General features: G+C 71.1%; 19 protein-coding genes, 2 tRNA genes and 1 pseudogene. 11 read left to right on the top strand and 11 right to left on the bottom strand.

Features of this window, described 5'->3' with window-relative positions; all coding sequences use genetic code 11:
* Nucleotides 1–23: 23 nt before the first annotated feature.
* Both LTL01_RS03830 and LTL01_RS03825 read left to right on the top strand, forming a co-directional pair.
* Nucleotides 24–1,583: a PucR family transcriptional regulator gene (locus tag LTL01_RS03830; RefSeq protein WP_236967473.1), complete on the top strand. Its 1,560-nt coding sequence runs from the start codon at nt 24–26 to the stop codon at nt 1,581–1,583.
* A 15-nt stretch (nt 1,584–1,598) separates the two neighbouring features.
* Nucleotides 1,599–2,984, top strand: coding sequence for an NAD(P)/FAD-dependent oxidoreductase (locus LTL01_RS03825; RefSeq protein WP_236967472.1), 1,386 nt, complete (start codon nt 1,599–1,601; stop codon nt 2,982–2,984).
* A 102-nt stretch (nt 2,985–3,086) separates the two neighbouring features.
* Here the strand turns inward: LTL01_RS03825 and LTL01_RS03820 are convergent, their stop codons facing one another.
* Nucleotides 3,087–4,559 (bottom strand): helix-turn-helix transcriptional regulator, encoded by a 1,473-nt coding sequence (locus LTL01_RS03820; RefSeq protein ID WP_236967471.1) that lies wholly within the window; start codon nt 4,557–4,559, stop codon nt 3,087–3,089.
* A gap of 230 nt (nt 4,560–4,789) precedes the next feature.
* On the opposite strand from LTL01_RS03820, the gene aceB reads away from it, so the two are divergent.
* The 3 genes from aceB (at nt 4,790) to LTL01_RS03805 (ending at nt 9,530) form a co-directional block, all read left to right on the top strand.
* Entirely contained in the window at nt 4,790–6,454 is a 1,665-nt protein-coding gene (aceB, locus tag LTL01_RS03815; RefSeq protein ID WP_372461283.1) for a malate synthase A, read from the top strand.
* Nucleotides 6,455–6,590: 136 nt separating this feature from the next.
* The gene (locus LTL01_RS03810; RefSeq protein ID WP_053548114.1) at nt 6,591–8,183 is read left to right on the top strand and encodes an isocitrate lyase; all 1,593 of its coding nucleotides are present in this window, start codon (nt 6,591–6,593) and stop codon (nt 8,181–8,183) included.
* 138 nt (nt 8,184–8,321) lie between these two features.
* Entirely contained in the window at nt 8,322–9,530 is a 1,209-nt protein-coding gene (locus tag LTL01_RS03805) for a pyridoxal phosphate-dependent aminotransferase (RefSeq protein ID WP_053548115.1), read from the top strand.
* Between the two features lie 19 nt (nt 9,531–9,549).
* On the opposite strand, the gene LTL01_RS03800 is transcribed toward LTL01_RS03805, so the two are convergent.
* Genes LTL01_RS03800 through LTL01_RS03780 form a run of 5 tightly spaced genes read right to left on the bottom strand, consistent with a single transcriptional unit; the run spans nt 9,550 to nt 13,155 of the window.
* The gene (locus LTL01_RS03800) at nt 9,550–10,686 is read right to left on the bottom strand and encodes a UDP-N-acetylmuramate dehydrogenase (protein ID WP_053548116.1); all 1,137 of its coding nucleotides are present in this window, start codon (nt 10,684–10,686) and stop codon (nt 9,550–9,552) included.
* 4 nt (nt 10,687–10,690) lie between these two features.
* The gene (locus tag LTL01_RS03795) at nt 10,691–11,098 is read right to left on the bottom strand and encodes a MaoC/PaaZ C-terminal domain-containing protein (RefSeq protein WP_053548117.1); all 408 of its coding nucleotides are present in this window, start codon (nt 11,096–11,098) and stop codon (nt 10,691–10,693) included.
* Nucleotides 11,095–11,544 carry an FAS1-like dehydratase domain-containing protein gene (locus tag LTL01_RS03790; protein ID WP_053548118.1) on the bottom strand — a complete coding sequence of 150 codons (450 nt, stop codon included), beginning with the start codon at nt 11,542–11,544 and terminating at the stop codon, nt 11,095–11,097. Before LTL01_RS03790 ends, LTL01_RS03795 begins: the two co-directional genes overlap by 4 nt.
* 21 nt (nt 11,545–11,565) lie before the next feature.
* Nucleotides 11,566–12,327, bottom strand: a complete 762-nt coding sequence (locus LTL01_RS03785; protein WP_308195165.1) for a sulfite exporter TauE/SafE family protein — start codon at nt 12,325–12,327, stop codon at nt 11,566–11,568.
* Nucleotides 12,328–12,369: 42 nt separating this feature from the next.
* Nucleotides 12,370–13,155 (bottom strand): DUF2510 domain-containing protein, encoded by a 786-nt coding sequence (locus LTL01_RS03780; protein WP_236967470.1) that lies wholly within the window; start codon nt 13,153–13,155, stop codon nt 12,370–12,372.
* A 75-nt stretch (nt 13,156–13,230) separates the two neighbouring features.
* Here LTL01_RS03780 and LTL01_RS03775 point away from each other — a divergent pair, with 75 nt between their 5' ends.
* The gene (locus LTL01_RS03775) at nt 13,231–14,061 is read left to right on the top strand and encodes an oxidoreductase (RefSeq protein ID WP_236967469.1); all 831 of its coding nucleotides are present in this window, start codon (nt 13,231–13,233) and stop codon (nt 14,059–14,061) included.
* A gap of 131 nt (nt 14,062–14,192) precedes the next feature.
* Here the strand turns inward: LTL01_RS03775 and LTL01_RS03770 are convergent, their stop codons facing one another.
* A complete protein-coding gene (locus tag LTL01_RS03770; RefSeq protein WP_236967468.1) occupies nt 14,193–14,726 on the bottom strand; it encodes a TetR/AcrR family transcriptional regulator C-terminal domain-containing protein in 534 nt (177 codons plus the stop codon).
* Between the two features lie 191 nt (nt 14,727–14,917).
* On the opposite strand from LTL01_RS03770, the pseudogene LTL01_RS03765 reads away from it, so the two are divergent.
* The 4 genes and pseudogenes from LTL01_RS03765 to LTL01_RS03750 all read left to right on the top strand — a co-directional run.
* A pseudogene (locus LTL01_RS03765) lies at nt 14,918–16,591 on the top strand (amidase); the annotation flags it as partial.
* Nucleotides 16,592–16,938: 347 nt separating this feature from the next.
* On the top strand, nt 16,939–19,854 hold the full coding sequence (locus LTL01_RS03760) for an aminotransferase (protein WP_236967467.1): 2,916 nt from the start codon (nt 16,939–16,941) through the stop codon (nt 19,852–19,854).
* Complete coding sequence (locus LTL01_RS03755) at nt 19,848–20,906, top strand: agmatine deiminase family protein (RefSeq protein WP_236967466.1); 1,059 nt, start codon at nt 19,848–19,850, stop codon at nt 20,904–20,906. The genes LTL01_RS03760 and LTL01_RS03755 overlap by 7 nt, the downstream gene beginning before the upstream one ends.
* Before the next feature lie 43 nt (nt 20,907–20,949).
* On the top strand, nt 20,950–21,711 hold the full coding sequence (locus tag LTL01_RS03750) for a LysM peptidoglycan-binding domain-containing protein (RefSeq protein ID WP_236967465.1): 762 nt from the start codon (nt 20,950–20,952) through the stop codon (nt 21,709–21,711).
* A gap of 373 nt (nt 21,712–22,084) precedes the next feature.
* Here LTL01_RS03750 and LTL01_RS03745 read toward each other — a convergent pair.
* The 4 genes from LTL01_RS03745 to LTL01_RS03730 all read right to left on the bottom strand — a co-directional run bounded on the left by LTL01_RS03745 (nt 22,085) and on the right by LTL01_RS03730 (nt 24,656).
* Nucleotides 22,085–22,158, bottom strand: a tRNA-Met gene (locus LTL01_RS03745).
* A 34-nt stretch (nt 22,159–22,192) separates the two neighbouring features.
* Nucleotides 22,193–22,264 (bottom strand) — tRNA-Thr (locus LTL01_RS03740).
* A 63-nt stretch (nt 22,265–22,327) separates the two neighbouring features.
* The gene (locus LTL01_RS03735; RefSeq protein ID WP_236967464.1) at nt 22,328–23,704 is read right to left on the bottom strand and encodes a peptidoglycan DD-metalloendopeptidase family protein; all 1,377 of its coding nucleotides are present in this window, start codon (nt 23,702–23,704) and stop codon (nt 22,328–22,330) included.
* A gap of 157 nt (nt 23,705–23,861) precedes the next feature.
* The gene (locus LTL01_RS03730) at nt 23,862–24,656 is read right to left on the bottom strand and encodes an inositol monophosphatase family protein (protein WP_236967463.1); all 795 of its coding nucleotides are present in this window, start codon (nt 24,654–24,656) and stop codon (nt 23,862–23,864) included.
* A gap of 51 nt (nt 24,657–24,707) precedes the next feature.
* On the opposite strand from LTL01_RS03730, the gene LTL01_RS03725 reads away from it, so the two are divergent.
* Nucleotides 24,708–26,309 carry a phytoene desaturase family protein gene (locus tag LTL01_RS03725; RefSeq protein ID WP_236967462.1) on the top strand — a complete coding sequence of 534 codons (1,602 nt, stop codon included), beginning with the start codon at nt 24,708–24,710 and terminating at the stop codon, nt 26,307–26,309.
* Nucleotides 26,310–26,325 lie beyond the last annotated feature (16 nt).

Below are 26,325 nucleotides of genomic sequence, written 5' to 3'. Positions count from 1 at the left end.
CCCAACGTGACTCGCGGAGGATCATGACCACGGATGCCGACGTCCCGACCCTCCGCGCCCTGCTGAGTCGGCCCGACCTCCAGCTGCGTCTCGCCGGCGATGCCCGCGACGACGCCCTGGACCGGCCTGTCCGGTGGGTCCACAGCTCCGACCTTGCGGATCCGACCCCCTTCCTCTCCGAGGGCCTCGTGCTGCTGACCACCGGCACCCAGTTCGACGGTGCGGGCGAGGAGCGCGGACCGTACCGCGACTACGTCCAGCGGCTGTCGGCGCGCGGCGTGGTGGGCCTCGGCTTCGGCACGGAGGTCGTCCGGCACGGCATCCCTCCCGCGCTGGAGGAGGCGTGCGCGGCCGCGGGGATGCCGCTGTTCGAGGTGCCGTACCGCACCCCGTTCATCGCCGTGGCCCGCGCCAACGCCGAGGCCATCGCGGCCCAGGCCTACGCCCGCCGCAGCTGGGCCCTCGCCGCGCAGCGCGCGATCGCCCTCGCGGCCCTTCGCCCCGACGGCCTGGGGGCGACCGTCTCCGAGCTCGCCCGGCAGCTGGACACGTGGGTGGGCATGTTCGACGCCGCCGGCGAGCTCGTCCGCGAGCATCCGACCGGAGGGCTGGAGGCCGCGACCGCCGCCGCCCTGCACGACGAGGTCGGCGGGGTGCTCCGCCGCGGGGCGCGCGCGGGCTCCGCCCTCCGGATCGGCGACGGGCCGTTCTCACTGCAGACCCTCGGCCGCGGCGGACACCTCCGCGGCGTCATCGCGATCGCCGCCGGCGACCTCGACCAGGAGGGACGGGGCGTCGTCACCGCCGTCATCGCGATGGCCGGCCTCGCCCTGGAACAGCAGCAGGGACTCAGCCGGGCACGGAACGCGCTGCGTGCGGGCCTCATCCAGTCTCTCCTCTCCGGTGATCCCTCCCTCGCGCGGAGGATCGCGCGCGAGATGTGGGGGGCCCTCCCCACGGCGCCTGTCGAGGTCGCCGTCACCGAGGCCCTGGCGGGCGAGGGAACGCGGACGACGGCGAGCGCCCGCGCCCGTCTGGACGCGATCACCGAGCTCCTCGAGCTGCGCGGCGACGAACGACGCGGCACGCTCTTCTTCGGTCGCGTCGAGGGGGCGCTCGTCCTTGTCGTCCACGCCGGCGAGCGCGCGGTGATCGACGAGATCGCCGAGCGGTTCGAGATCCGGGTGGGCGTCTCCGAACCGGCCGGCTACGACGGCATCCGCGCGGCCCTCGACCAGGCGCGGGTCGCGCGGGACCGGGGCACGGCATCCGTCACCGCATTCGCCGACATCGGCCGGGCGGGCGTGCTCTCCGCGCTCTCCGCGGATGCGCGGGCCCTCGCCGACGCTCAGCTGCGGCCCCTCGTCGACAACGACCGGACGCAGGGCACGGCTCTGCTGGCGACCCTCCGCGCCTGGCTCGATGCGGACTGCTCGCACGAGGCGTGCGCCCGGGCCCTCGGCGTGCACCGCCACACGGTGCGGACTCGTCTCGCGCACATCGAGCGCGTGCTCGGACTCGATCTCGGATCGTTCCCCGTGCGGGCGGAGCTCTACGCAGCGTTGCGCGCGGCGGAGGGCTGAGGACATGATGACCGCATGAGCAGCGCGACGGAGATCGGCGACGTTCCGAACGGCGACGTGTCGTGGTGGTGGCGCTCGGTCGGCGGAGTCCCCGCGCCGAGACCCGCCCTGCCGGGGGACATCGACGTGGATGTCGCCGTGGTCGGCGCCGGGTACACCGGTCTCTGGGCGGCGTACTACCTGAAGACCCTTCAGCCGGGCCTCCGGGTCGCGGTCCTGGAGCAGCGCTTCGCCGGCTTCGGCGCGTCGGGCCGCAACGGCGGATGGCTCACCAACAGCGTCACCGGCGGTCGCGCGCGGTACGGACGAGGACCCGGCACCGCGCAGCAGCGTGCATTGAACGCCGCGGTGGACGAGGTGATCACCGTCGCCGAGCGGGAGGGGATCGACGCCGACATCGTGCGCGGGGGCGAGTTCGAGGTCGCGCGCACCCCCGCGCAGCTCGCCCGTCTCCGCGCCGCCGCGCGCGCCGAGCAGGACTGGCCCGACACCGATGTGGAGGAGCTGGATGCCGCGTCCGCCGCCGCCCGGATCGGTGTGGCCGGGACGCTCGGGGCGATCCGGCACCCGCACTGCGCGCGCGTGCATCCGGTCAAGCTCGTCCGCGGACTCGCGGCGACCGTCGAGCGCCTCGGCGTGCCGATCTACGAGGACACGCGCGTCCGCGAGATCTCCCCCGGTCGTGCGGTCACCGACCGCGGGACGGTGCGCGCCGCGCACGTCTTACGTGCCACGGAGGGGTTCACGGCGGACCTCCGCGGCGAGCACCGGACCTGGCTGCCGATGAACTCCTCGATGATCGTCACCGATCCCCTGCCCGCCTCGGCCTGGGCGGAGATCGGCTGGGAGGGGCGGGAGACGCTCGGCGACTTCGCACACGTCTACATGTACGCCCAGCGCACCGCCGACGATCGCATCGCCTTCGGCGGCCGAGGGGTCCCGTACCGGTTCGGATCGCGCGTGGACACCGACGGGTCGACGCAGGCGCGCACGATCGCCTCGCTCGCCGCCCTGCTGCACGACTTCTTCCCCGTCGCGGCGGACGTGCCCGTCGCGCACGCATGGTCGGGCGTGCTGGGCGTCCCCCGCGACTGGGCGGCGACCGTCGGCCACGACGCGCGCACCGGCCTCGGCTGGGCGGGCGGCTACGTCGGCACCGGCGTCACCGCCACGAACCTCGCCGGTCGCACGCTCGCCGACCTCGTCCTGGGCCGCGACACCGATCTCACGCACCTGCCCTGGGTCGGGCATCGCGCGCGCCGCTGGGAGCTCGAGCCGCTGCGGTTCGTCGCCGTCCACGCGATCTACGCCGCGTATCGGAGCGCGGATCGGATGGAGGCCGGAGGCTCCTCCCGGACGGCGTGGCCGGCGCACGTCGCCGACCTCATCGCGGGGCGCTGAGCCCCGGCATCCGGAGACAGGCGATCAGCCGAGAACAGGACGATTCCGCGCGCATCGTCCTGTTCTGGGCACATCGCCTGTTGCGGTGAAGGGCCATGCCCCTCACGCGCGCGGGGCGTGGGCTTCGAGGAACTCGTAGACGTCGGTGGTGTCCACCCCGGGGAAGGCGCCGGTGGGGAGCGTGGCGAGCAGCGTCCGCGGGGTGCGGACGTTCGGCCACGCATACTCGCGCCACGACGCCTCGAGATCCGCCGGCGCCCGGCGGCAGCACACCTCCACCGAGTGCTTGGACACCCCGCGGTGCGGAGTGTCGCGGCCGAGGAACCATTTGGTGTCGTCGAAGCGCACCCCCACCGAGACCGAATGCGCGCCCTCGCTGGAGAGCTCGACACGGGCGGTGCACCAGTACGTCCCGTTGCCGGTGTCGGTGTACTGGTAGTACGGGTTGAAGTGGTCGTCCTCGTCGAAGACGACGCGTGAGGTCCACTTCCGGCAGCACATCTGCCCCTCGATCGATCCCAGCCGATCGGTCGGGAAGTTCACGTCGTCGTTCTCGTAGGCCTTCGTGATCGTGCCCGACTCGTGCACCTTCAGGAAGTGCACCGGGATGCCGAGGTGCACGGTCGCGAGATTCGTGAACCGGTGCGCGGCGGTCTCGTACGACACCGAGTACGCGTCGCGGAGATCCTCGATCGACACCGCCCGACGCCCCTTGGCCTCGAGGAGGAACGGCACGGCGTGGTCCTCGGGGATCAGGAGGGCACCGGTGAGGTAGTTCGTCTCGACCCGCTGGCGGAGGAACTCCGCGTAGCTCGTGGGTTCGGTGTGCCCGAGGATCCGGCTGGAGAGGGCCTGCAGCACCGCCGTCCGCGGGTCCCCCTTCGACGCCAGCCTGCTCGAGAGGTAGAGCCGGCCGTTCTTGATGTCGGCGACGCTGCGGGTGGTCTGCGGCAGGTCCGGCACGTAGTGCAGCGTGAACCCGAGGTGCGCGGCGATGTCGGACGCCGTCCGCTGGGTCAGCGGACCGCCCGGGTGGTCGACCGCCGTGAGGATCGAGCGCGCGTGCTCCTCGAGTTCGGGGAAGTAGTTGTCCTGCGTGCGCATGAGTCGCCGCAGTGCGACGTTGGCCCGTCGCGCTTCCTCCGGCGTCGCGGCGCGTTCGTCGCGAAGGCGCTCGATCTCGCCCTGCAGCGCGAGCATCGCGCGCAGCGCTTCGGTGGGCACGCCCTTCCCGATGCGGAAGGAGGGGATGCCCAGAGCCTGGAACGTCTGTCCTTTCATGGCGCGTTCGAGGGCGATCTCGAGGGTCGACCGCTCATCGAGGGGCTCCGACTCCAGCAGCGCGTCGAGCGTCGTGCCGAGGGTGCGGGCGATGGTCTGAAGCAGGGTGAGCTTCGGCTCCCGGCGCCCGTTCTCGATCATCGACAACTGGCTCGGGGCGCGGTCCACGGCGGTCGCGAGCTCTTCGAGGGTCATGCCGCGATCGGTGCGGAGCTGCCGGATGCGGCGGCCGATCGTGAGCGCGTCGACGCTCTCTTCCGTATCGGATGCCTGGCCGGGGGCGGTAAGCGTCATCGTCGACCTCCTGGGTGAGCTGGTGACACGCATTCTGTCACGAGAAGAGAAATTCGGCCAAACTTCACACCCGAATTGGTCAGGAGTGACCCTGATCTTCACCGGATAGTGGAACCACGAACAACCTGATCGATCCCGACACGGATCACGGGATGCCTCGGCCCGGCCCACACGCCGAGCAGGCAGCATCCCCCGACTCTCACCGAACTCGTTCACAGGAAGACCGGGACATGACTCCTGCAACCGCCGCCCCGATGCGTCCCCGCACCGGCGCCCTCCCCACCCAGACCACCGAGCCCACGATCGAGGTCATCGGCTCGATGGGACCCCGCTACGACGAGATCCTCACGCCCGAGGCGATCGCGTTCCTCACCGAACTGCACCAGCGCTTCAGCGCCCGCCGTCACGACCGCCTCGCCGACCGCATGCGTCGCCGCTTCGAGATCGGCAACGGACACGACCCGCAGTTCCGCGATGACACCCGCCACATCCGTGAGGATGCCGAGTGGAAGGTCGCGGGCGCCGGCCCGGGCCTGGAGGACCGCCGTGTCGAGATCACCGGCCCGACCGACCCGAAGATGACCATCAACGCCCTCAACTCGGGCGCCAAGGTGTGGCTGGCCGACCAGGAGGATGCCACGAGCCCCACGTGGAAGAACGTCATCGAGGGCCAGTTGTCGCTGCGTGACGCGATCCGCGGCGAGCTGGAGTACACCAGCCCCGAGGGCAAGCGGTACGAGGTCACCGCGACGGAGACGCCCACGATCGTCATGCGTCCCCGCGGATGGCACCTGATCGAGCACCACATCCGCTTCACCGACCGCACCGGTCGCGAGATGGCGGCGTCGGGTTCGCTCGTCGACTTCGGCCTGTACTTCTTCCACAACGCCACGCAGCTCATCGCGAACGGTCGCGGCCCGTACTTCTACATCGCCAAGCTCGAATCCAGCGAAGAGGCGAAGCTGTGGGACGACGTCTTCACCTTCAGCGAGCAGTACATCGGGATCCCGCACGGCACGATCCGCGCGACTGTGCTGATCGAGACGCTGCCCGCCGCGTTCGAGATGGAGGAGATCCTCTTCGAGCTGCGCGACCACATCGCGGGTCTGAACGCGGGCCGCTGGGACTACATCTTCTCCATCATCAAGAACTACCGCGGCCGCGGAGCGCGCTTCGTACTCCCCGACCGCAGCGAGGTCACGATGACCGTGCCGTTCATGCGGGCCTACACGGAGCTGCTGGTGCAGACGTGCCACAAGCGCGGCGCCTTCGCGATCGGCGGCATGAGCGCCTTCATCCCGAACCGCCGCGACCCCGAGGTCACGCAGCGCGCGTTCGAGAAGGTGGCGGCCGACAAGAAGCGCGAGGCCGGCGATGGCTTCGACGGCACGTGGGTGGCTCACCCCGACCTCATTCCGGTCGCGCGGGCCGAGTTCGACGCGGTCCTGGGCGACCGGCCCAACCAGGTCGACCGCCAGCGCCCCGACGTGCAGGTGACCGCGGCCGACCTCATCGACGTGCACATCGGACGCCCCGTGACCGCTCAAGGCGTGCGCGACAACGTGTCGGTGGCGATCCGCTACATCGAGGCGTGGCTGCGGGGCCTCGGTGCCGTCGCCCTGGACAACTTGATGGAGGATGCCGCGACCGCCGAGATCTCGCGCTCGCAGGTGTGGCAGTGGATCCACCAGGACCGCTCAACCGCCGAAGGCGACCACATCACCCGCGAGTACATCGAAGGTCTCATCACCGACGTGCTGGCCGAGGTGGAGCGCCACGGCGACGACCGCTTCGACGACGCGGCCGAGGTCTTCCGCGAGGTGGCGCTCGGCCAGGAGTTCCCGGCCTTCCTGACGCTGCCCGCGTACTCGAAGTTCCTCATCGAGACCCGCTGACCTCCTCCGCGTTTCGTCTCGTCGCTTCGCTCCTCGCTCAACGACCGGGAGCAACACCCACCCCGGTCGTTAAGCGAGCGGAGCGAGACGAAACGCCCTGACCACCAGCATCCACCCCTTCCCGAAAGAAACAATCATGACGAACTACCAGGACGACATCGACGCCATCCAGGCCCTCAAGGAGCAGCACGGCTCCAGCTGGGACGCCATCAACCCCGAGTCGGTCGCGCGCATGCGCGCCCAGAACCGCTTCCGCACGGGTCTGGAGATCGCGCAGTACACCGCCGACATCATGCGCCGCGACATGGCCGAGTACGACGCGGACTCCTCGGTCTACACGCAGTCGCTCGGCGTGTGGCACGGGTTCATCGGCCAGCAGAAGCTCATCTCGATCAAGAAGCACCTGAAGTCGACCAACAAGCGCTACCTCTACCTCTCGGGCTGGATGGTCGCCGCCCTCCGCTCGGAGTTCGGGCCGCTGCCCGACCAGTCGATGCACGAGAAGACGGCCGTCCCCGCGCTCATCGAGGAGCTCTACACGTTCCTGCGCCAGGCCGACGCGCGCGAACTGGACCTGCTGTTCACCCAGCTCGACGCCGCCCGCGCCGCGGGTGACGAGACGGCGGCGGAGTTCATCCAGTCGCAGATCGACAACTACGAGACCCACGTGGTGCCGATCATCGCCGACATCGACGCCGGCTTCGGAAACCCCGAGGCGACGTACCTTCTGGCGAAGAAGATGATCGAGGCGGGCGCGTGCGCCATCCAGATCGAGAACCAGGTCTCGGACGAGAAGCAGTGCGGCCACCAGGACGGCAAGGTCACCGTTCCGCACGAGGACTTCCTCGCCAAGATCAACGCGGTCCGCTACGCGTTCCTCGAGCTCGGCATCGACAACGGCGTGATCGTCGCCCGCACCGACTCGCTCGGCGCAGGCCTGACCCAGAAGCTCGCCGTCACGAACGAGCCGGGGGACCTCGGCGACCAGTACAACTCGTTCCTCGACGTCGAGGAGATCTCGGAAGACGAACTGGGCAACGGGGACGTCGTCATCAAGCGCGACGGCAAGCTGCTGCGCCCGAAGCGCCTCGCGAGCAACCTGTACCAGTTCCGCGCCGGAACGGGTGAGGAGCGCTGCGTGCTCGACTGCATCACGTCGCTGCAGAACGGTGCCGACCTGCTGTGGATCGAGACCGAGAAGCCGCATGTCGAGCAGATCGCCGGCATGGTCGACGCGATCCGCGAGGTGATCCCCAATGCGAAGCTCGTCTACAACAACAGCCCGTCCTTCAACTGGACGCTGAACTTCCGCCAGCAGGCCTACGACCTCCTCGTCGAGCAGGGCGCGGACGTCTCGGCGTACAACCGTGCCGAGCTGATGAGCCCGGAGTACGACGACACCGAGCTCGGACGCCTGGCCGACGAGAAGATCCGCTCCTTCCAGAAGGACGGCTCGGCACGCGCCGGCATCTTCCACCACCTCATCACGCTGCCGACGTACCACACGGCCGCGCTGTCGACCGACAACCTCGCCAAGGGCTACTTCGGTGACGAGGGCATGCTCGCCTACGTCGCCGGCGTCCAGCGCCGCGAGATCCGCGAGGGCATCGCGACGGTCAAGCACCAGAACATGGCCGGCTCCGACATCGGCGACAACCACAAGGAGTACTTCGCCGGCGACGCCGCCCTCAAGGCCGGCGGACAGCACAACACGATGAACCAGTTCTGATCGAACACATCGCACACAAGGGATGCCTCGGACCCACCCGGTCCGAGGCATCCCTTGTTCTCCCGTGTGTATGTCTCAGGGGCTGCCTTGTACACGGGGCACATCTTGACGGAGGGCCTCCCCCGCTACCCTCGGAGTGTGACCGAACGCGCTCCCCTCTCCCGCAAGCTGTCCGCGATCGCCGAGTCGGCGACCCTCAAGGTCGATGCCAAGGCCAAGGCCCTGCAGGCGGCCGGCCGGCCCGTGATCAGCTACGCCGCCGGCGAGCCCGACTTCGCCACGCCGGCGTTCATCGTCGAGGCCGCCGCCGAAGCCCTGCGCGACCCCGCGAACTTCCGATACACCCCCGCCGCGGGCCTGCCGGTGCTCCGCGAGGCGATCGCCGCGAAGACCGCGCGCGACTCCGGACTGGATGTCGCCCCCTCCCAGGTGATCGTCACCAACGGCGGCAAGCAGGCGGTCTACCAGGCCTTCCAGGCCGTGGTGAACCCCGGCGACGAGGTGCTCCTCCCCGCGCCCTACTGGACGACCTACCCGGAGGCGATCGCCCTCGCCGACGGCGTGCCGGTCGAGGTCTTCGCCGGCGCCGACCAGGAGTACAAGGTCACCGTCGACCAGCTCGAGGCCGCCCGCACCGACCGCACGACCGTGCTCGTCTTCGTCTCGCCGTCGAATCCGACCGGCGCCGTCTACACCGCGGAGGAGACCCGCGCGATCGGCGCGTGGGCCCTCGAGCACGGGATCTGGATCATCTCGGACGAGATCTACCAGAACCTCGTCTACGAGGGCACGCGCGCGGTGTCGATCGTCGAAGCCGTGCCCGAGGTCGCCGGACAGACGATCCTCGTCAACGGCGTCGCCAAGACCTACGCGATGACCGGCTGGCGCGTGGGCTGGATGGTCGGCCCCGCCGACGCGATCAAGGTCGCCGGCAACCTGCAGTCGCACCTCAGTTCGAACGTCAACAACATCGCCCAGCGCGCGGCGCTCGCAGCTCTCTCGGGCCCGCAGGACGAGGCGGAGTCCTTCCGTGTCGCATTCGACCGGCGCCGGCGCCTCATCGTCGACGAGCTGTCGAAGATCGACGGCGTCGTCGTCCCCAACCCGCTCGGCGCGTTCTACGTCTACCCCGATGTGCGCGGCCTACTCGGTCGCACGTGGGGCGGGGTCACCCCGCAGACCTCGCTCGAACTGGCCGATCTGATCCTCGAGCGGGCCGAGGTCGCCGTCGTCCCCGGGGAGGCGTTCGGACCTTCCGGCTATCTCCGCCTGTCGTACGCGCTCGGTGATGACGCGCTCCTCGAGGGCGTCTCCCGCCTGCAGGAGCTTTTCGCGACCTCGGACTGAGCCCGGCTGACGGACCGTTCTACAGCTCGACGCCGATGAGAACCGGCTCGGGCTGCAGGACGAGTCCGAACTCCGCCGCCACGCGGCTCTGGATATAACGGGCGAGCTCGGCGAGCTCGGTCGCCGTGGCGTTGCCGCGGTTGGTCAGGGCGAGGGCGTGCTTGGTCGAGAGCCCCGCGCGCGAACGCGGGAAGCGGAAGCCCTTCCGCAGCCCCGCGTTCTCGATCAGCCATCCGGCGCTGACCTTCACGTCGGACTCCCGACTCGTGGGCGCGGGAACCAGACCTTCGTAGGCGGAGAGCGGGATCACCACAACCGGATCGAGGTCCGGTGCGACGGGCCACCGCGGGCACGCGTCGGGAAGGGTCCGGGCGAAGGATGCCGACACAACGGCGTTCTGGAAGAACGAGCCGGCGCTGTGGGTGTCGGGGTCGGCGTCATCGAGCACCATGCCCTTCCGCGCCCGCGTGGCGAGGACGTGCTCGCGCACCCACGCGAGGCTCACGGTGTCGTCCTCGGTGAGCCCGAGGGCTCCGCGCAGCTGCGCGCCGGCGATTCGGCGCTCGCCGTGCCCGACATCCGCGAGTTCGAACGTCGCCGAGAGGATGACCGCCCGGCGCGCGGGGACAGAGCCGTAGTGGTGCTTGAGCACCGAGGTGCGGAATCCGAGTCCGAGGTCGGCGGCGGGGACGGTCTCGACCTCGCCGGTGGTCTCGTCGATGAGCTCCACCTCGACGAGGGTCTGGACGGTCTCCTGCCCGTACGCGCCGATGTTCTGCACGGGCGCGGCACCGACGGTCCCGGGGATGCCGGACATCGCCTCGAGACCCGCGAGCCCCTCCGAGACCGAGACCGCGACGAGGTCGTCCCAGTCGTGTCCCGCGGCCACGCGCAGCCGCGCAAAACCCGGCCGGGGCGACGGGAGGCGTTCGATCCCGCGCGTGAGGATGCGCACGACCGTGCCTTCGAAGGGGTCGTCTCCGACGAACAGGTTCGATCCGCCGCCCAGGACGAACCACTCGTCGCCCGTCGCCCACACGTCGCGAAGCGCCTCGACGAGCTCGTCCGTCGAGAGTGCGTCGATCATCCGCTCCGGGACGCCGCCGGTGCGCAGCGTCGTCAGCTGCGCGAGGGGAATCGGGGTGATCTCCGGCATCCGATCAGACGATCCGGACCCGGACCTGGGCCTTGCCGAGGACGGTCGCACCGTCGAAGGTGACGGTGAGGTCGACCCGCGCGACGTCGTCGGCCATCTGCCCGATTACCGCGCGGACCGTGACGTCGGCGCCGGTGTCGGGGTCGACCACGACCGGGCGGGTGAAGCGCACGCCGTAGTCGAGGATGCGGCCGGGGTCTCCGACCCACTCCTCGATCGTCTGCACGGCCAGGCCCATCGTGAGCATGCCGTGCGCGAGGACGCCCGGAAGCCCCACCGCGGCCGCCACATCGTCGCGGTAGTGGATGGGGTTGAAGTCGCCCGAGGCGCCGGCGTAGCGCACGAGCGCCGCCCGATCGAGGTGGACGGTGCGCTCGGCGACGACGTCGCCCACGTTCAGGGTCTGGCTCATGACTGCTCCTCCCCTACGACCAGCACGGATGTCGTCGTGACGACGTGCACGCCCTCGAGGTCGGTGATCTCGGCCTCGCTGGTCACCATCGTCGCCGCCCCCATCGCGCGAAGGCCTGTCACGGACAGCCGCCCGACGAGCTCGTCGCCCGCGACGATCGGACGGGTGTAGCGGAACCTCTGCTCGGCGTGCAGGACACGCGAGAGCTCGATCCCCGAGTCGGGCTCGGCGAGGAGCTGCTGCAGCGTCAGGTCCTGGAGGACCATCGCGAACGTCGGGGGCGCGACGACGTCAGCGTAGCCGAGGGCGCGCGCGGCGTCGGGGTCGTGGTGCGGTGCGGCGTCGGAGAACACCGCGCGGGCGAACTCGCGCACCTTCTCTCGACCGACCAGGTAGGGGGCGGTCGCGGGGAAGTCGCGACCGACGAGCTCGGGGTTCACTGGCACCCGTTCATCCTATCGACGGGGTCAGCGGGCGCCTTTCCGACCCCGGATCGCCTTCATCGCCATCTGCACGGCGATGAAGACCAGGAAGGCGGCGAACAGGATGTTGCCGACCTGAGGATCGACCCGGACGGCGATCCACGCGCCGAGGGCGGTCGTGGTGATCGCGGCGAGACCGACGATCCCGGCGGCGACGAGATCGATGTTGTGCCGGCGGATGTTGCCGATCGTGCCGGAGATGGCGGTCGGGATCATCATGAGCAGCGACGTGCCCTTGGCGACGAGGTCGCTCGTGCCGAAGAGGAAGATCAGCGCCGGCACGACGATGATCCCGCCACCCACGCCGAGGAGTCCCGCGAGCACTCCGGTCACGAGGCCGAGGGCGATGAGCCCGAGGCCCGTCCACCAGGTGAGCTCGAGAACGGCATCCCGCGAGGGGATGACGATGAAGAGCATGACGATGACGACGCCGAGGAACGCGACGAACCCCCACCGGAGCACCGTCTGCGAGAGCTTCGCGAGCAGGGCCGTCCCGACCTGGGCGCCGATGAACCCTCCGGCGGCGAGGATCAGCGCGGGGATCCATGCGACCGAGTCGTTGAGCGCGTAGGAGATCACCCCCACCGATGCCGTGGGCACGATCGCACCGAGGGACGTGCCCGCAGCCAATCGCTGATCGAATCCGAGGACGAGGACCAGCAGCGGCACGATGACCGTGCCCCCGCCGACGCCGAACAGGCCGGACATGAGACCGGCGAGGAGCCCGACCCCGATGCACGTGATCACGTAGCGCGCCCCGCGGGCGCGCGTCACCTCTTCCGCCACCGGTTACTCGAGGAAGTCGATCGCCCAGCCGCCGTCGGCGGGGACGAGCGTGTAGAGGAAGACGTTGTCGTAGGCGACCGCCTCGTCGAGGGGATTACCTTCTTCATCGAAGAAGCTCTCGAAGGTCTCGGTGGTGGTGACCAGGATCTGCTCCGCGTCGCCCTCGATGGAGGTGACCTCGATTCGGTAGTCCTCGACGGATGCCGAGAACTCGCTCGCGGTCGCCTCGAAGGTCTCGCAGTCGACCAGACCGCCGGCGGTGCGGAACGACTCGGTGGTGCTCGCGAGGAACAGATCGCAGTCCGCGTTCTGCCATGCGTCGTCGTAGTCCATGACGACCTCGACGGCGGCCTGTTCGTCATCGCCGGCCGGCGCACCGCCTCCGCCGGAGCCTCCGGAACCGCTCGACGTCGCGGCGTTGACGAGCAGCAGCGGGATGAGGACGGCTGCGGCGATGACCACGCCGAGCATCACCACGCCGAGAACGAGCCACAGGATCCAGAGCTTCGACTTCGGCTGCGTGGCCGCGGAGAACCCGCCACCCTCGCCGTTATAGCCCTCCGGGGGCGCGGCCCCGTCGACGGGCTGCGGGTCGAACCCGACGGTCTGCAGCGACGCGTCGGTCGCATCGGCCGCGGCGGGCGTGGCGTCATCGGGCGCGGGCGGCGTGGCGCCGTCGGGCGCCCCCTCGGCGTCGGGTGCGGCGACGTGGGTGGTCCACTGCGTGCCGTCCCACCAGCGCAGCGCGCCGTTTCCGTCGTCGTACCAGCCGGGAGGGGTCGCAGTCATGCTCGCAACCCTATCCCTCAGCCGACCTCGCCCCCACCCGGTCCGACCCCGGAGAATCCGTGATGGACTGGGGGGATGTCAGACAAGACCCGCCCCGTCGTCCTCATCACCGGCGCGTCCTCCGGAATCGGCTACGCCACCGCCCTCGCGCTGATCGCGCGCGGCTGGGTCGTCTACGCCGCCGCGCGTCGGGTGGACCGGATGGCGCACCTCGCGGCATCCGGGTGCGAGGTGCTGGAGATGGACGTCACCGATGACGCCTCGATGCAGGCGGGCGTCGATCGGATCGTGCACCAGCAGGGGCGCATCGACGTGCTCGTCAACAACGCCGGGTACGGCTCGTACGGCGCGCTCGAGGACGTCCCGATCGAGGAGGCGCGTCGTCAGTTCGAGGTGAACGTCTTCGGGCTCGCGCGCCTCACCCAGCTGGTGCTGCCCACGATGCGCGCGCTCGGTCGCGGACGCATCGTGAACATCTCCTCCGTCGGCGGCCGCATCTACGAGCCGATCGGCAGCTGGTACCACGCGACCAAGTTCGCCGTGGAAGGACTGTCCGACTCGCTGCGCCTCGAGCTCGCGCCGCACGGCATCGACGTCGTCATCATCCAGCCCGGGCCCATCCGCACCGAGTGGAACGCGATCTCGCGCGAGAGCGCGCTCGAGCGCTCCGGTGACGGCCCCTACGCCGCGCAGGCCGCCGCTCTCGTGTCGAACTACGAGAACGTCGATTCGTCCCCGCTGTCCGGCACCGCCGAGGGCGTCGCCCGCACGATCGTGAAGGCCGTCACCGTGCGCTATCCGCGCTCGCGCTACGCCACCCCCGCCTCGGCGAAGGTCATCGTCGGGCTCCGGCGCCTCCTCCCCGACGTCCTCATGGACCGGATGCTGTCGCGTCTGGCGACGTAGCCGTCGCAGGCGCGCTCTCCCCTGTGGAGGGCGACGAAGGTCGCGACTCCGGCGGCGAGCAGTCCGCGAGTGACGCGGGACGCTCGGGACGGACGCATACCCCCCGTCTGCCACTCGCGGCGAGCGCGCGGTCAGCTGCCGGGGTGCTCCTCCGGTCGCGCCGAGGCGATCAGCATCCGGAGCCCCATCTCGAACGCACGGGTGGCGATCGGGTCGGCGGGATCCTCGTCGGCGAGCGTCGCGAAGGCGGCGGAGAAGGCGGGGAGGTCGGCTTCCTGGCCGCGCGGATCGAACACGATCGCGGGGCCGGACATGTCCAGCACGCTCCCCAGGATGAACGACTCGAAGGCCGTGAGGAGCGGGAGGATGTCGCGATCAGCCCAACCGACGGCACGCGCGGCGACGGCGAAGTCCTCGTACTCCGCCAGCAGAACCGGCGCCTTGACCGCGTTGGTCATCAGGAGCGGCACCACGCGCGGATGCCCCGCGAACGCGCGCCGGTAGGAGCGCGCCCACTCCCGGAGCCCCTCCTCCCACGCCATCTCGCGCAGCGGTCGCGACTCGATGCGCGCCGACACCAGCGAGCGGACGTCCTCGATCATGGCGGCGAGGTTCGGAACGTGGTTGTACAGGGACGTGGGGTTCACGCCGAGCTTCGTCGCCACGCGGCGGATGCTCGCTCCCTCCACGCCGTGACGGTCCACGAGGGCGAGCGCCGTCTGCGCGATCAGCTCACGGCTGAGCAGCGGGCGGGGCGGTCTGGCGATGACGGACTCCTCGAGGTCGCGGCCGAGCTTACGCGGCGTCCAGCAAAGGGTGTGGCGGCGCGGAAAACATACGGTGTATGTTTACCCCCATGATCGCACCTCTGCCGACGGTCGTCGAGGCGTCCATCGCCGAGCTGGGCGCCGCCCTCCGGGACGGCGCGGTCACGAGCGTCGAACTCGTCGCCCGCTACCTCAACCGGATCGCGTTCTACGACCGATCGGGGATCGCGCTGACCTCCGTCATCGTGCTGAACCCCGGGGCCTTCGCCGAGGCGCGGGCAGCCGACGAGCGCCGCGCGCACGGCGAATCCCGCGGCATCCTGGACGGCATCCCCTTCACCGCGAAGGACAGCTTCTGCGTGGCGGGCCTCCCGGTCGCCTCCGGCTCCCCCGCTTTCGCCGACCTCATCGCCCAGGACGACGCGTTCGCCGTCGCGCGCCTCCGCGAGGCCGGCGCCGTGTTCCTGGGCCTGACGAACATGCCTCCGATGGCGGCGGGCGGGATGCAGCGGGGGCTCTACGGGCGCGCGGAATCGCCCTACAACGCCGAGTACCTCACCTCCGCCTTCGGCTCGGGGTCGTCGAACGGGTCGGGCACGGCCACCGCCGCGAGCTTCGCGGTGTTCGGGCTCGGAGAGGAGACCTGGTCGTCCGGCCGCGCCCCCGCCTCGCACAACGCCCTGACGGCGTACACCCCGTCCCGCGGCATGATCTCGGTGCGCGGCAACTGGCCGCTCGTGCCCACGATGGACGTGGTCGTCCCCCACGCCCGCACGATCGACGACCTCGCGCACATCCTCGACGCCGTGGTCGTCGACGACCCGATCACCGACGGCGATCTGTGGCGGTCGCAGCCGTGGATCCCGCTGCCGGCGCCGTCGGAGGTCCGTCCGCCCTCCTTCGCCGACCTCCCCGCCGCCGACCTCGCCGGCATCCGTCTCGCCGTCCCCCGCATCTACGTCGACGCCGACCCCGACACCGCGCTCCCGATCGACGCCCGCCCCTCGGTGATGGCGCTCTGGGAACGTCTGCGTGCCGAGCTCGAGGACGCGGGCGCCAAGGTGGTCGAGGTGGATCTCCCCGCGGTGGACAACTACGAGAAGCTCCGCGCCGACAGCCGCGACGTGGTCGACCGGGGCTTCGTGCCGCGGGAGTTCCTCGCCGACGAGGTGGGCGACCTCTCCGTGTGGGCGTTCGATGCATTCCTCCGCCTCAACGGCGACCCGCGCCTGAACCGCCTCGCCGACGTCGACGCGGCGAAGATCTTCCCCCACCCCACCGGCGCCCTCCCGGACCGCTACGGGATCTTCCCCTTCGACATCGCCTACGACCTCGCCGAGTATGTGGATGCCGCGAGGTCCGGGGTGCGCACCCCCACCGAGATCCCGAGCGTCGAGCAGGGGCTCCGCGGCCTGGAGCACACCCGCGCGGTCGACCTCGAGGAGTGGATGGCGGCGGAAGGGTTCGACGCCGTGATCTTCCCCACCCAGTCCGACGTCGGTCCCGCCGACGCCGACGTGAACGAGGCGTCCGCCGACATCGCGTGGCGGAACGGTGTCTGGGTCTCCAACGGCAACCTCGTCCCGCGCCACCTGGGCATCCCGACGGTCACCGTGCCGATGGGGACGATGGCGGACACCGGGATGCCGGTCGGTGTCACCCTCGCCGGCCCCGCCTACGCCGACGCGCGCCTGATGCAGCTCGCCGCGGCCGTCACGGCGCTCGGGGCACGTCGCACATCACCGCCGCGCACTCCGGCGCTCCCGGACGAGGCGGTCTTCCCCGCCGCGATGCCCGTCGCCGCGAGCGGGCTCGACATCCGTCTCGATTCGGTCCGGATCGACCGGGACGCCGATCACACGGTGGTGTCCTTCTCCGGCACCCTGAGCGGCACCACCCCCGCAGACGTGGTCGCCTACGTCGACGGCGTCCGGGCGGCGGTGAGCGTGGACGGCGAGCGCATCACGGGTGTGCATCCCCTCCCCCTCGACGCGCATACCGTGGCGTTCAGCGAATGGCTGCCTCCCTTCGGACCGCTCGTCGTCCTTGTCGCCCGCGACGCCGACGGCGCCGTGGCGGGGGCGTTCGGATCGACGGAAGGCGCACCGCTGTGACCGACACGACCCCGGCATCCGCCGCGCCGTTCGACTACTTCGCCCACGTCGAGCTGCCGACGCCCTCGCTCGGCGACGACGAGGTGCGACGCCTGTTCGCTCAGACCTTCGGCGTCGAGATCGACCTCCGCTCGCTCGGCAGCCAGCAGGACCAGAACTTCCGGGTCTTCGCGCGCGGCTCGGACGTGCCGCTCGGGGTGCTGAAGATCAGCAATCCCGCCTTCAGCGAAGCCGAGATCGACCTCCAGGACCGCGCCGCGGCGCGCGTCGCCGATCACGACCCGGCGCTCCGCGTCCCCCGGATCGTCACCGGACCCCGCGGTCCGATGAGTGCCTGGTGGGACTCCTCGCGCGGCCGCGTCCACGCGCGGGTGCTCGAGAACATCGCCGGATCGACCCTGATGGGCTCGGGCTACCTCTCCCCCGCCGTCGTCGGGCGCCTGGGCGACCTTGCCGCGCGGGTGAGCATCGCCCTCGACGGCTTCACCCACCCCGCGACGTCCCGGGTGCTGCAGTGGGACGCGCGTTACGCCCTCCGTGTCATCGACGCGCTCCTCCCCGGCGAGACCGACGCGACGGTGCGCGAGTCCCTGCGGGCGGCGACGACGGATGCCGCGGCAACGCTGACCCCGATCGCCGACCGACTCCCGGTGCAGGCCGGACACTTCGACATCACGGACGACAACGTGCTGCGCGCCGAGCCGGGGGCGCTTCCGGATGCCGTCATTGACTTCGGCGACGTCACCGCATCGTGGCGGGTCGGCGAGATCGCCACCACCGTCTCGTCGGTCCTCCACCACGACGGCGCCGACGCGCTGTCGACCCTCCCGGCCCTCCGGGCGTTCCACGCGCGTCGGCCGCTCACCTCTGACGAGATCGCCGCGGTGTGGCCGCTCGTCGTGCTCCGCGGTGTCGTCCTCGTGCTGAGCGGACGGGCGCAGGTGCGCATCGACGACGCCAACGACTACGCGGCGAGCGCCCTCGATCGCGAGTACCGCATCTTCGAGACCGCGACGGCGGTGCCGATCCCCGTCATGACCGCGGCGATCCGCGCCGATCTGGAGGGTGCGCCCGACGGCGGCGACACGGATCGCGCGTGGCGGAGTGGGCCGCTGCTGACGCTCGCCGGGGAGATCGCGGTCCTCGACGCGGGGACCGTATCGGCGCTGAACGACGAGGGCGCGTGGCTCGACGAGGGTGCGCTCGACCGCGCCGCGGCGGCGGCACTCGACCGGGGGGCCGCATGCAGTGTGATCCCGGCGTGGGAGCCCGTGCTGACCGGCGCACCCCGGCGGACCCCCGCAGCCCCCGCCACCGTGCCGACCGGGGCGACGATCTGGCTGGCGGAGTCGACGCTGCTCGCCTCCGCGGCTGCGGCCGGCGCGACCGTCGCCGACGGCACGCTCACCTGGACCGACGGACGGGAGACGGTGACGATCACCGGCCTCCCCGCCGACGCGACGGCGGCGGAACTCCCCGCGCGGACGCGCCTGTTCGCCCGGCGATTCCCTTCCGACGGCCCGCAGCCGCCGGCGCGGGTCACCCCGGCGCTCGCGGCCGCCTGGTGGACGGTCGTCGGGGATGTCGGCCCGGCGCTGGGGCTTCCCGCGAGCCCCAGGCCGCGGCATCCGTCCGACGATCTCCTCGAGCGCCGGTACCGCGTCGTCGCCGATGTGCAGGAGCACTACTACACCGCACCCCCGCAGATCGAACGAGGCTGGCGCGAGTACCTCATGGACGTCGACGGCCGGGTCTACCTCGACATGGTGAACAACGTCGCGTCGGTGGGGCACGCCCACCCGCGGGTGGTGGCGGCGGCGACGCGGCAGATGCACCTGCTGAACACCAACTCGCGGTTCCACTACGGCGGCATCACCGAGTACGGCGAGAAGATCGCCGCGACTCTGCCCGACGAGCTCGACACGGTGTTCTTCGTCAACTCGGGCTCCGAGGCGGTGGACCTCGCGCTGCGCCTCGCGATGGCCGCGACCGGCCGCCGCGACATCGTCGCGATGCGCGAGGCGTACCACGGCTGGACGTTCGCGAGCGATGCCGTCTCGACCTCGATCGCCGACAACCCGTTCGCGCTCGAGACGCGGCCCGACTGGGTGCACACGGTCGCCGCCGCGAACTCCTACCGCGGCGCGCACCGGGATGCGGATGCCGCGCGGTACGCGCCGGAGGCCGTCGCCGACATCGATCGGATCGTGGCGGGCGGCGCCCTCCCCGCCGGGTTCGTCTGCGAGACGTACTTCGGCAACGCCGGCGGCGTCGCCCTGCCCGCCGGTTACCTGCAGGAGGTCTACGCCGCGGTGCGTCGGCACGGCGGCCTCGCGATCGCCGACGAGGTCCAGGTCGGCTTCGGGCGGCTGGGACGCTGGTTCTGGGGCTTCCAGGAGCAGGGGGTGGTCCCCGACATCGTCGCCGTGGCGAAGTCGATCGGTGCCGGGCATCCGCTCGGGGCCGTGATCACCCGCCGCGAGATCGCCGACCGCTATCGCACGCAGGGCTATTTCTTCTCCTCCACGGGGGGCTCTCCGGTCTCCGCCGCGATCGGCAGTGCCGTGCTCGACGTCATCCAGCAGGAGGGGCTGCAGGACAACGCCCGCGACGTGGGCGCGCATCTCGCCGCACGCCTGGAAGACCTGGGGACACGGCATCCGATCATCGGTCGCGTCCACGGATCCGGCCTGTATCTCGGCGTCGAGTTCGTGCGGGACCGCGAGACGCGAGAGCCCGCCACGGCCGAGACCGCCGCCATCTGCGACCGGCTGCTCGAGCTGGGCGTGATCATGCAGCCCACCGGCGACCACCAGAACGTCCTGAAGATCAAACCCCCGCTGTGCGTGACGAAGGAATCCGTCGACTACTTCGCCGACGCGCTGGCCCGAACATTGGAGACCGGATGGTGAGCTCGCGCCCCCTCGACACCCCGAGCTGGCGGATGCCGGCCGAGACCGACCCGCACGAGCGGACGTGGATGGCCTTCCCCCGCGAGGGCTTCACGCTCGGTGAGGGCGGGCAGGAGCGCGAGGAGGGCTACGCCGCGTGGACAGCGGTCGCGCACGCGATCGTCGAGTTCGAGCCGGTGACGATGGTGGTCGACCCGACCGAGATGTCCCGCGCGCGACGGATGCTGAGCGGTGACGTCGAGATCATCGAAGCGCCGATCGACGAGTTCTGGATGCGCGACATGGGCCCGACGTTCGTCGTCGACGATGCGCGCCCCGGAACCCTCGCCGCCGTCGACTGGGTCTTCAACGGCTGGGGGGCACCGGATTGGGCCGAGTGGCGGAAGTCAGCCCTCATCGGACGATTCGTCGGCAAGCACCTCGGCATCGAGGTCATCGACTCACTCCTGGTGAACGAGGGCGGCGGCATCCACGTCGACGGTGCCGGGACGGTGCTCCTCACCGAGACGGTGCAGCTCGATCCGCGCCGGAACCCGTTCGCCGACAAGGCGCGGGTCGCCTCGGAGATGGCCCGGACGATCGGGGCAACCGACGCGATCTGGCTGTCGCGGGGACTCACCCGGGACTACGACGACATGGGCACGAACGGCCACGTCGACATCGTCGCCACCTTCACCTCGCCGGAGCACGTGCTGCTCCACGAGCAGCAGAACCCCGACCACCCCGACTTCGCGGTATCGCAGCAGATCCGCGGCGAGCTGGAGGCGGCGTTCGCCGCCCGGGGTCGGGACGTCACCATCACCGGGCTCCCCGCCCCGGACACCCTGCGGGACGACACGGGATGGGTGGATTGGAGCTACGTGAACCACCTCGCCGTCAACGGCGGCGTGATCGCGTGCGGATTCGGGGAGGACGCCGCCGACGCCCGTGCCCGCGACATCCTCGCCGCCGCCTACCCCGGTCGCCGCGTCGTCACCGTCGACGCGCGTCCGCTTTTCGACCGCGGCGGCGGCATCCACTGCATCACCCAGCAGCAGCCGGCCGTCGGCTGATCAGCCCTCGCGGGAAAACGGCATCCGTGAGAGGCTCGGTCCGATGAACCGGGCGCAGAAGATCACGATCGCCGTCTCGACGATGGTGGTCGCAGGCCTCGTGGTGCTCGCCGCTCCGCCCGTGCTCGACGCCGCAGGGTGGGCCGCTGCGCGACTCGCGCCGGCCGCTGCCGAGCCGACCGCGCCTCCTTCTGCCGCGACCGAATCGCCCGGTGAGGACGACGCGGCGCTCACGGGCCTGCCGGAGGGGTACGTGGACGTGGGAAACGGCACCTTCATCCCCGCGGGAGGCCCGGGCGACTGCGAGGAGGCCGCCTGGATACACATCGGGGAGATGAACGCCTGGCTTCACGGAGACATCCCCGACCAGGGCGTCCGGGAGTTCGCCGCCGGTGAGGCCGGGCTGGACGACGAGGGACGGGTCATGACGTACACCGTCGCGCCCGGCGACGCGCTGTATGCGATCAGCGACCGATTCTGCATCGCCAACCCGCACAGCATCGACACGCTGAACCACACGAGGATGATCCAGCCGGGCGACGTCCTCCTCCTGCGTCCGAACAAGTCACTGCCGTGGATCCCGTACTACAGTCCGCCCGATGCACCCGCGGGATATCAGCAGATCCCTTATCAGAACGCCGTGGAGGCGATGAGTGCTGCCGCGCAGGCCGGCGATGTCGACGCGATGCGTCGCATCTTCGAGGACGACCTCGCCGCCCTGTTCCCGAACCCCGACCACGCGAACGTCGTCGCCCGCGCGCTGGAGCTCGAGAGACTCGACGTCCTCCGTCACATGTTCGCGTAGCCGGGCTCGCACGCCTCGCACCCGCCCACTCGAGACCCGTCGTCCCGCGCCGGCCGCGACCCTGAGCCGAACTCCTCAAAACCGGTCCCGGACCCGCCCTGGGCACCGGAACCCGGCCGACTGCGCGCGAATCGGAGGAGTTCGGTACGCGACCGACCGCCCAGGGTCCGGCCCATGGGTTCGACGGCAGGAGGCCCGACCCGACCCCGAGCTCGCCGGAACCGCGGGCCGAACTCCTCAGAAACCCTGCCTGACGCCTCCCCGGGCCCCGGAACCCGCCTCCGGCGCGCGAATCGGAGGAGTTCGGTACGCGCAGGCCCCGACCACCGACCCGGAAACGAAAGAAGCGCCCCTCGAGGGGGCGCTTTTCCTGTAGCGGGAGCGGGGCTTGAACCCGCGACCTCACGATTATGAGTCGTGCGCTCTCACCAACTGAGCTACCCCGCCGCGACGCATTCCGTCGGTCGGACGAGATGCTGCGAGCCCCGAGTCAGGATTGAACTGACGACCCCTTCCTTACCATGGAAGTGCTCTGCCACTGAGCTATCGGGGCGTGTCACCTGCGTGCAGGCAACTCAACGAGGATACCAGAATCACGGCATCCTGCTGAATCGGCTCAGCCTCCCGCGTGCTCGCGCAACCAGGGAAGCGGATCGATCGCGGTCGTGCCGTTCATGAGGATCTCGAAGTGCAGGTGCGCACCGAACGAACGTCCGGTGTTGCCCGTCAGCCCGATGATCGTTCCGGCCGTGACGGTGTCGCCGACCTCGACCTGGAGCGAGTCGTACTGCATGTGCGCGTAGTGGCTCGAGACGAGCTGGCCGTCGATCTCGTGGTCGATGATGACGTGCACGCCGTAGGCGCCGCCCGCACTGGTGGCGACCCGCACCACGCCATCGGTGATCGCCTGGATCGGCGCACCGTCACCGGGGACGAAGTCGAGCCCTTCGTGCAGGTTCCCCGAGCGCATCCCGTAGCCATAGCTGATGGGCACACCCACGGGGAACGGCCACTGGATCTCGCCGTTGGGGTCGTTGTAGAAGAAGTTGGAGAAGTTCTGGATGCCGGACTCGGACGCGAGCTCCGCGATCGTCTGCGTCGAGTAGCTCTCCGTGCGCTGCAGCGTGTCGTTCTGCGCATCCGACGGGGCCACGTACGCCTGGATCTCGTCGCGGTCGATCGCGCTCGAGGCGACCGTCATGTTCGCGGGAGCCACCGCGGACGTGGGCACCGATGCTGCGGCGACGGCCTCGGCGGGAGTGGTCATGCCGACCGCCATGAGTCCGACGATGCCGAACACGCCGACGGAGAAGGATGCCGTCGCCACGCGCGTGACGGCGGAGCGTCCGGAGCGTCGACCGCGCGGAGGGACGACGTGGGCGCCCGTGATCGTGAGCGGCGCGGAGGATGCCGGCTCCGACGGCGCGGCGGCGACCGGGGTTTCGCCGGTGAAGCAGAAGAGGCGTGCGGCCCGTTCGAACTCGTCTTCGTCGGCGTCGGCCGGGGCGGTGGTATCAGCGGCGTCGCCGGGGTCCGCGTCGACGAGGGACTCCGCCGCGGGGGAATCCACGACGCTCTCGAGAAGCTCGGGTTCGACGGCGGCCGGGTCGTGCGCGATGGCCTCGGCGGCGGGGGCGGGGATCTCGTCGACGACGAGGTGCTCCACCGCCGGCACGGATGCCCGGCGGGCGCGGCGCGCGCGGCGGGTCAGGACGGGCTCCGCCTCGTCCGCGGGCACGACGGGCTCCGGGGTCACGGTATCGACGGGGTCCGCGGAGTCGCGGGGCTCCTCACCGGCTGCGGCGAGGTCGAGCTCGATGAGCACGGCGTCGCCCGGGAGGGTGACGGAGGCCGTCGACTCGACGGCGACGGCACGGCGTCGCTCCGCGCGGGAGGGGGCCGGAACCAGGACGTCGACGGATGCCGGGGGCGCGGGGAGTCGGCGGGAGCGCCGCGTGGGCGCGGGCTCAGCCTGGGGTGAATCGAGGGGCAAACGAAAAGGCTCTCAGTCGTGTCGCACGCGCGACGGAGGTCATCTCAGATGGGGGGATGTCGCTTCGTTCCGCACGGGCACGGAAGATAACGATCGGGTAAACACTACCCCCGGCGACCTGAGAATGCGATGTACACACGCCCGATCGCGCAGCCGCTCACGGCTGCAGCGCCGCCGCGAACAGGCGGTCGTAGAGCTCCGGTGCCGCCGCGACGTTCAGGACGCGCCCCGCCGCGTCCGCGTCACCGCGGCCGAAGCGGCCCCCGGCCTCCCGGACGATCAGGGCGCCCGCCGCGTGGTCCCACGGCTGCAGACCGCGTTCGAAATAGCCGTCGAGGCGCCCCGCGGCGACGTAGGACAGATCGAGGGATGCCGCGCCCGCACGCCGGAGGTCCCGCGCGAGGGGCAGCACACGGCCCACCGCGGCGAGGTCGCCAACGTGGGTGGACGGGTCGTAGCCGAAGCCGGTGGCGATGAGGCCGCCGGCATCCGTCAGCTCCGCCACCCGCAGGCGCGCGCCGTCGAGATACGCCCCGTCGTGCCGGACGGCGTGGAACATCTCATCGACCGCGGGCGCGTACACCGCCGCGGCCACGGCCTCCCATCGGTCGGGGTCGGGCTCTCCCGCGACGACGGCGATGCTCACCGCGTACTGGGGCATGCCGTACGCGTAGTTGACGGTGCCGTCGATGGGATCGACGACCCACGTCAGACCGCTCTCGCCGCCCTCCGCACCCGTCTCCTCGCCCAGGAACCCGTCCCGCGGTGCCTCGGCGGCCAGCCGGGCGCGGACGAGCGCCTCGACCTCGCGATCGGCCTCGGTGACGATGTCGGCGAGCGCGGACTTCGTCGCCGCGATCGCCACACCCTCGGTGCGGCGCCGGAGCGCGAGCGCGCCCGCCTCCCGCGCGATGTCGAGGGCGAGGTCGTGCAGGTCGCGATCGGATGCCATGCCTCCACGCTACTGCGGGCGCGCGGGGGACCCCGGCGCTAGCGTGGATCCATGACAGGCGGATTCGGCCACACCCACGATGTCGTCATCATCGGCGGCGGGCACAACGCACTGACCGCCGCGGCCTACCTCGCCCGCGCGGGCCACAGCGTGGTGGTCCTCGAACGGCTCGCGCACGCCGGCGGCGCCGCGGTCTCCGAGCAGCCCTGGGCGGGGGTGGACGCCCGACTGTCGCGCTACTCCTACCTCGTGAGCCTCCTCCCCCGGCGGATCATCGACGACCTCGGACTCGCCCTGACACTGAAGCGACGGCGCTACTCGTCCTACACACCGGATCCGGGCGATCCCTCACGCGGAATCCTCATCGACACGCAGGATGCCGCTGCCACCGCGTCCTCGTTCGCGCGCGTCACGGGGTCCGCCGCGGAGGCCGAGCGGCACGCACGGTTCGGGGCGCGGCTCGGCCCGCTCGCGGCATCCGTCTTCCCGACGATGACCGAGCCGCTCCGGCGACGTTCCGAGATCGCGGCCCGCGTGACGGATGCCGCGCTGTGGGAGGGGATCGTGGAGCGACCGCTCGGCGAGCTCCTGCGGGCGTCCTACGACAGCGACATCGCACGCGGGATCGCCCTGACGGACGGGCTGATCGGCACGTTCGCGGCATCCGATGATCCCGGCCTCCGGCAGAACCGGTGCTTCCTCTACCACGTGATCGGCGGCGGCACCGGGGATTGGGACGTCCCCGTCGGCGGCATGGGGCAGGTCACCGATGCGCTGGAGCGGGCGGCCCGGGCGGCCGGTGCGGAGATCCGCACGCGCGCCGAGGCGGTCTCCGTCACCCCCGAGGGCGAGGTCGAGATCGCCGGGGAGCACCCGGGAACCGTCCGCGGGCGGCTCGTGCTCAGCGGAGTCGGCCCGAGCGTCCTCGCGGCGCTCCTCCGCGCGGGCGGGGCACCGACGACGGATGCCGCCTCAGCACCGTCCCCGGAGGGCGCACAGGTCAAGGTCAACATGCTGTTGCGGCGCCTCCCGCGTCTGCGGGACGCCACGGTCGCCCCCGAGGCCGCGTTCGCGGGGACGTTCCACATCAATGAGACGCTGAGCCAGCTCGACGCCGCGCACGCGCGGGCGTCCGGCGGAGAGATCCCCGATCCGCTGCCGGCGGAAATCTACTGCCATTCGCTCACCGATCCGACGATCCTCGGACCGGAGCTGCGCGCATCGGGGGCGCAGACGCTGACCCTGTTCGGCCTGCACGTGCCGCATCGGCTCGTGGCCGGACGCGATCGCGACACCGTGCGACGCGACCTGCTGACCGCGGCGGAGCGTTCGCTGGACGCAGTGCTGGCGGAGCCCATCTCGGACTGTGTCCACGAGGCTCCGGACGGGACGCCGTGCGTCGAGGCGAAGACCACCGCCGACCTGGAGGCGGGCCTCGGGATGACCGGCGGCGACATCTTCCACGGCGACCTCTCGTGGCCGTGGGCCGAGGACGACGAGGCGCTCGACACCCCGGCGGAACGGTGGGGGGTCGCCACCGCGCACGAGCGGATCCTCATCTGCGGCGCGGCGTCGCGCCGCGGCGGCGCCGTCAGCGGCCTCGGCGGCCACAGTGCCGCGCACGCGGCCCTCGAGATCCTCGCGGGCCGCTGACCCGGGGGCTCGTCCC

This window comes from Microbacterium aurantiacum (assembly GCF_021654035.1).
In the GTDB taxonomy this organism is placed as follows: Bacteria; Actinomycetota; Actinomycetes; order Actinomycetales; family Microbacteriaceae; genus Microbacterium; species Microbacterium aurantiacum.
Note: the sequence above shows the minus strand (reverse complement) of the source record. Positions and strands in the feature narration are given on the sequence as shown.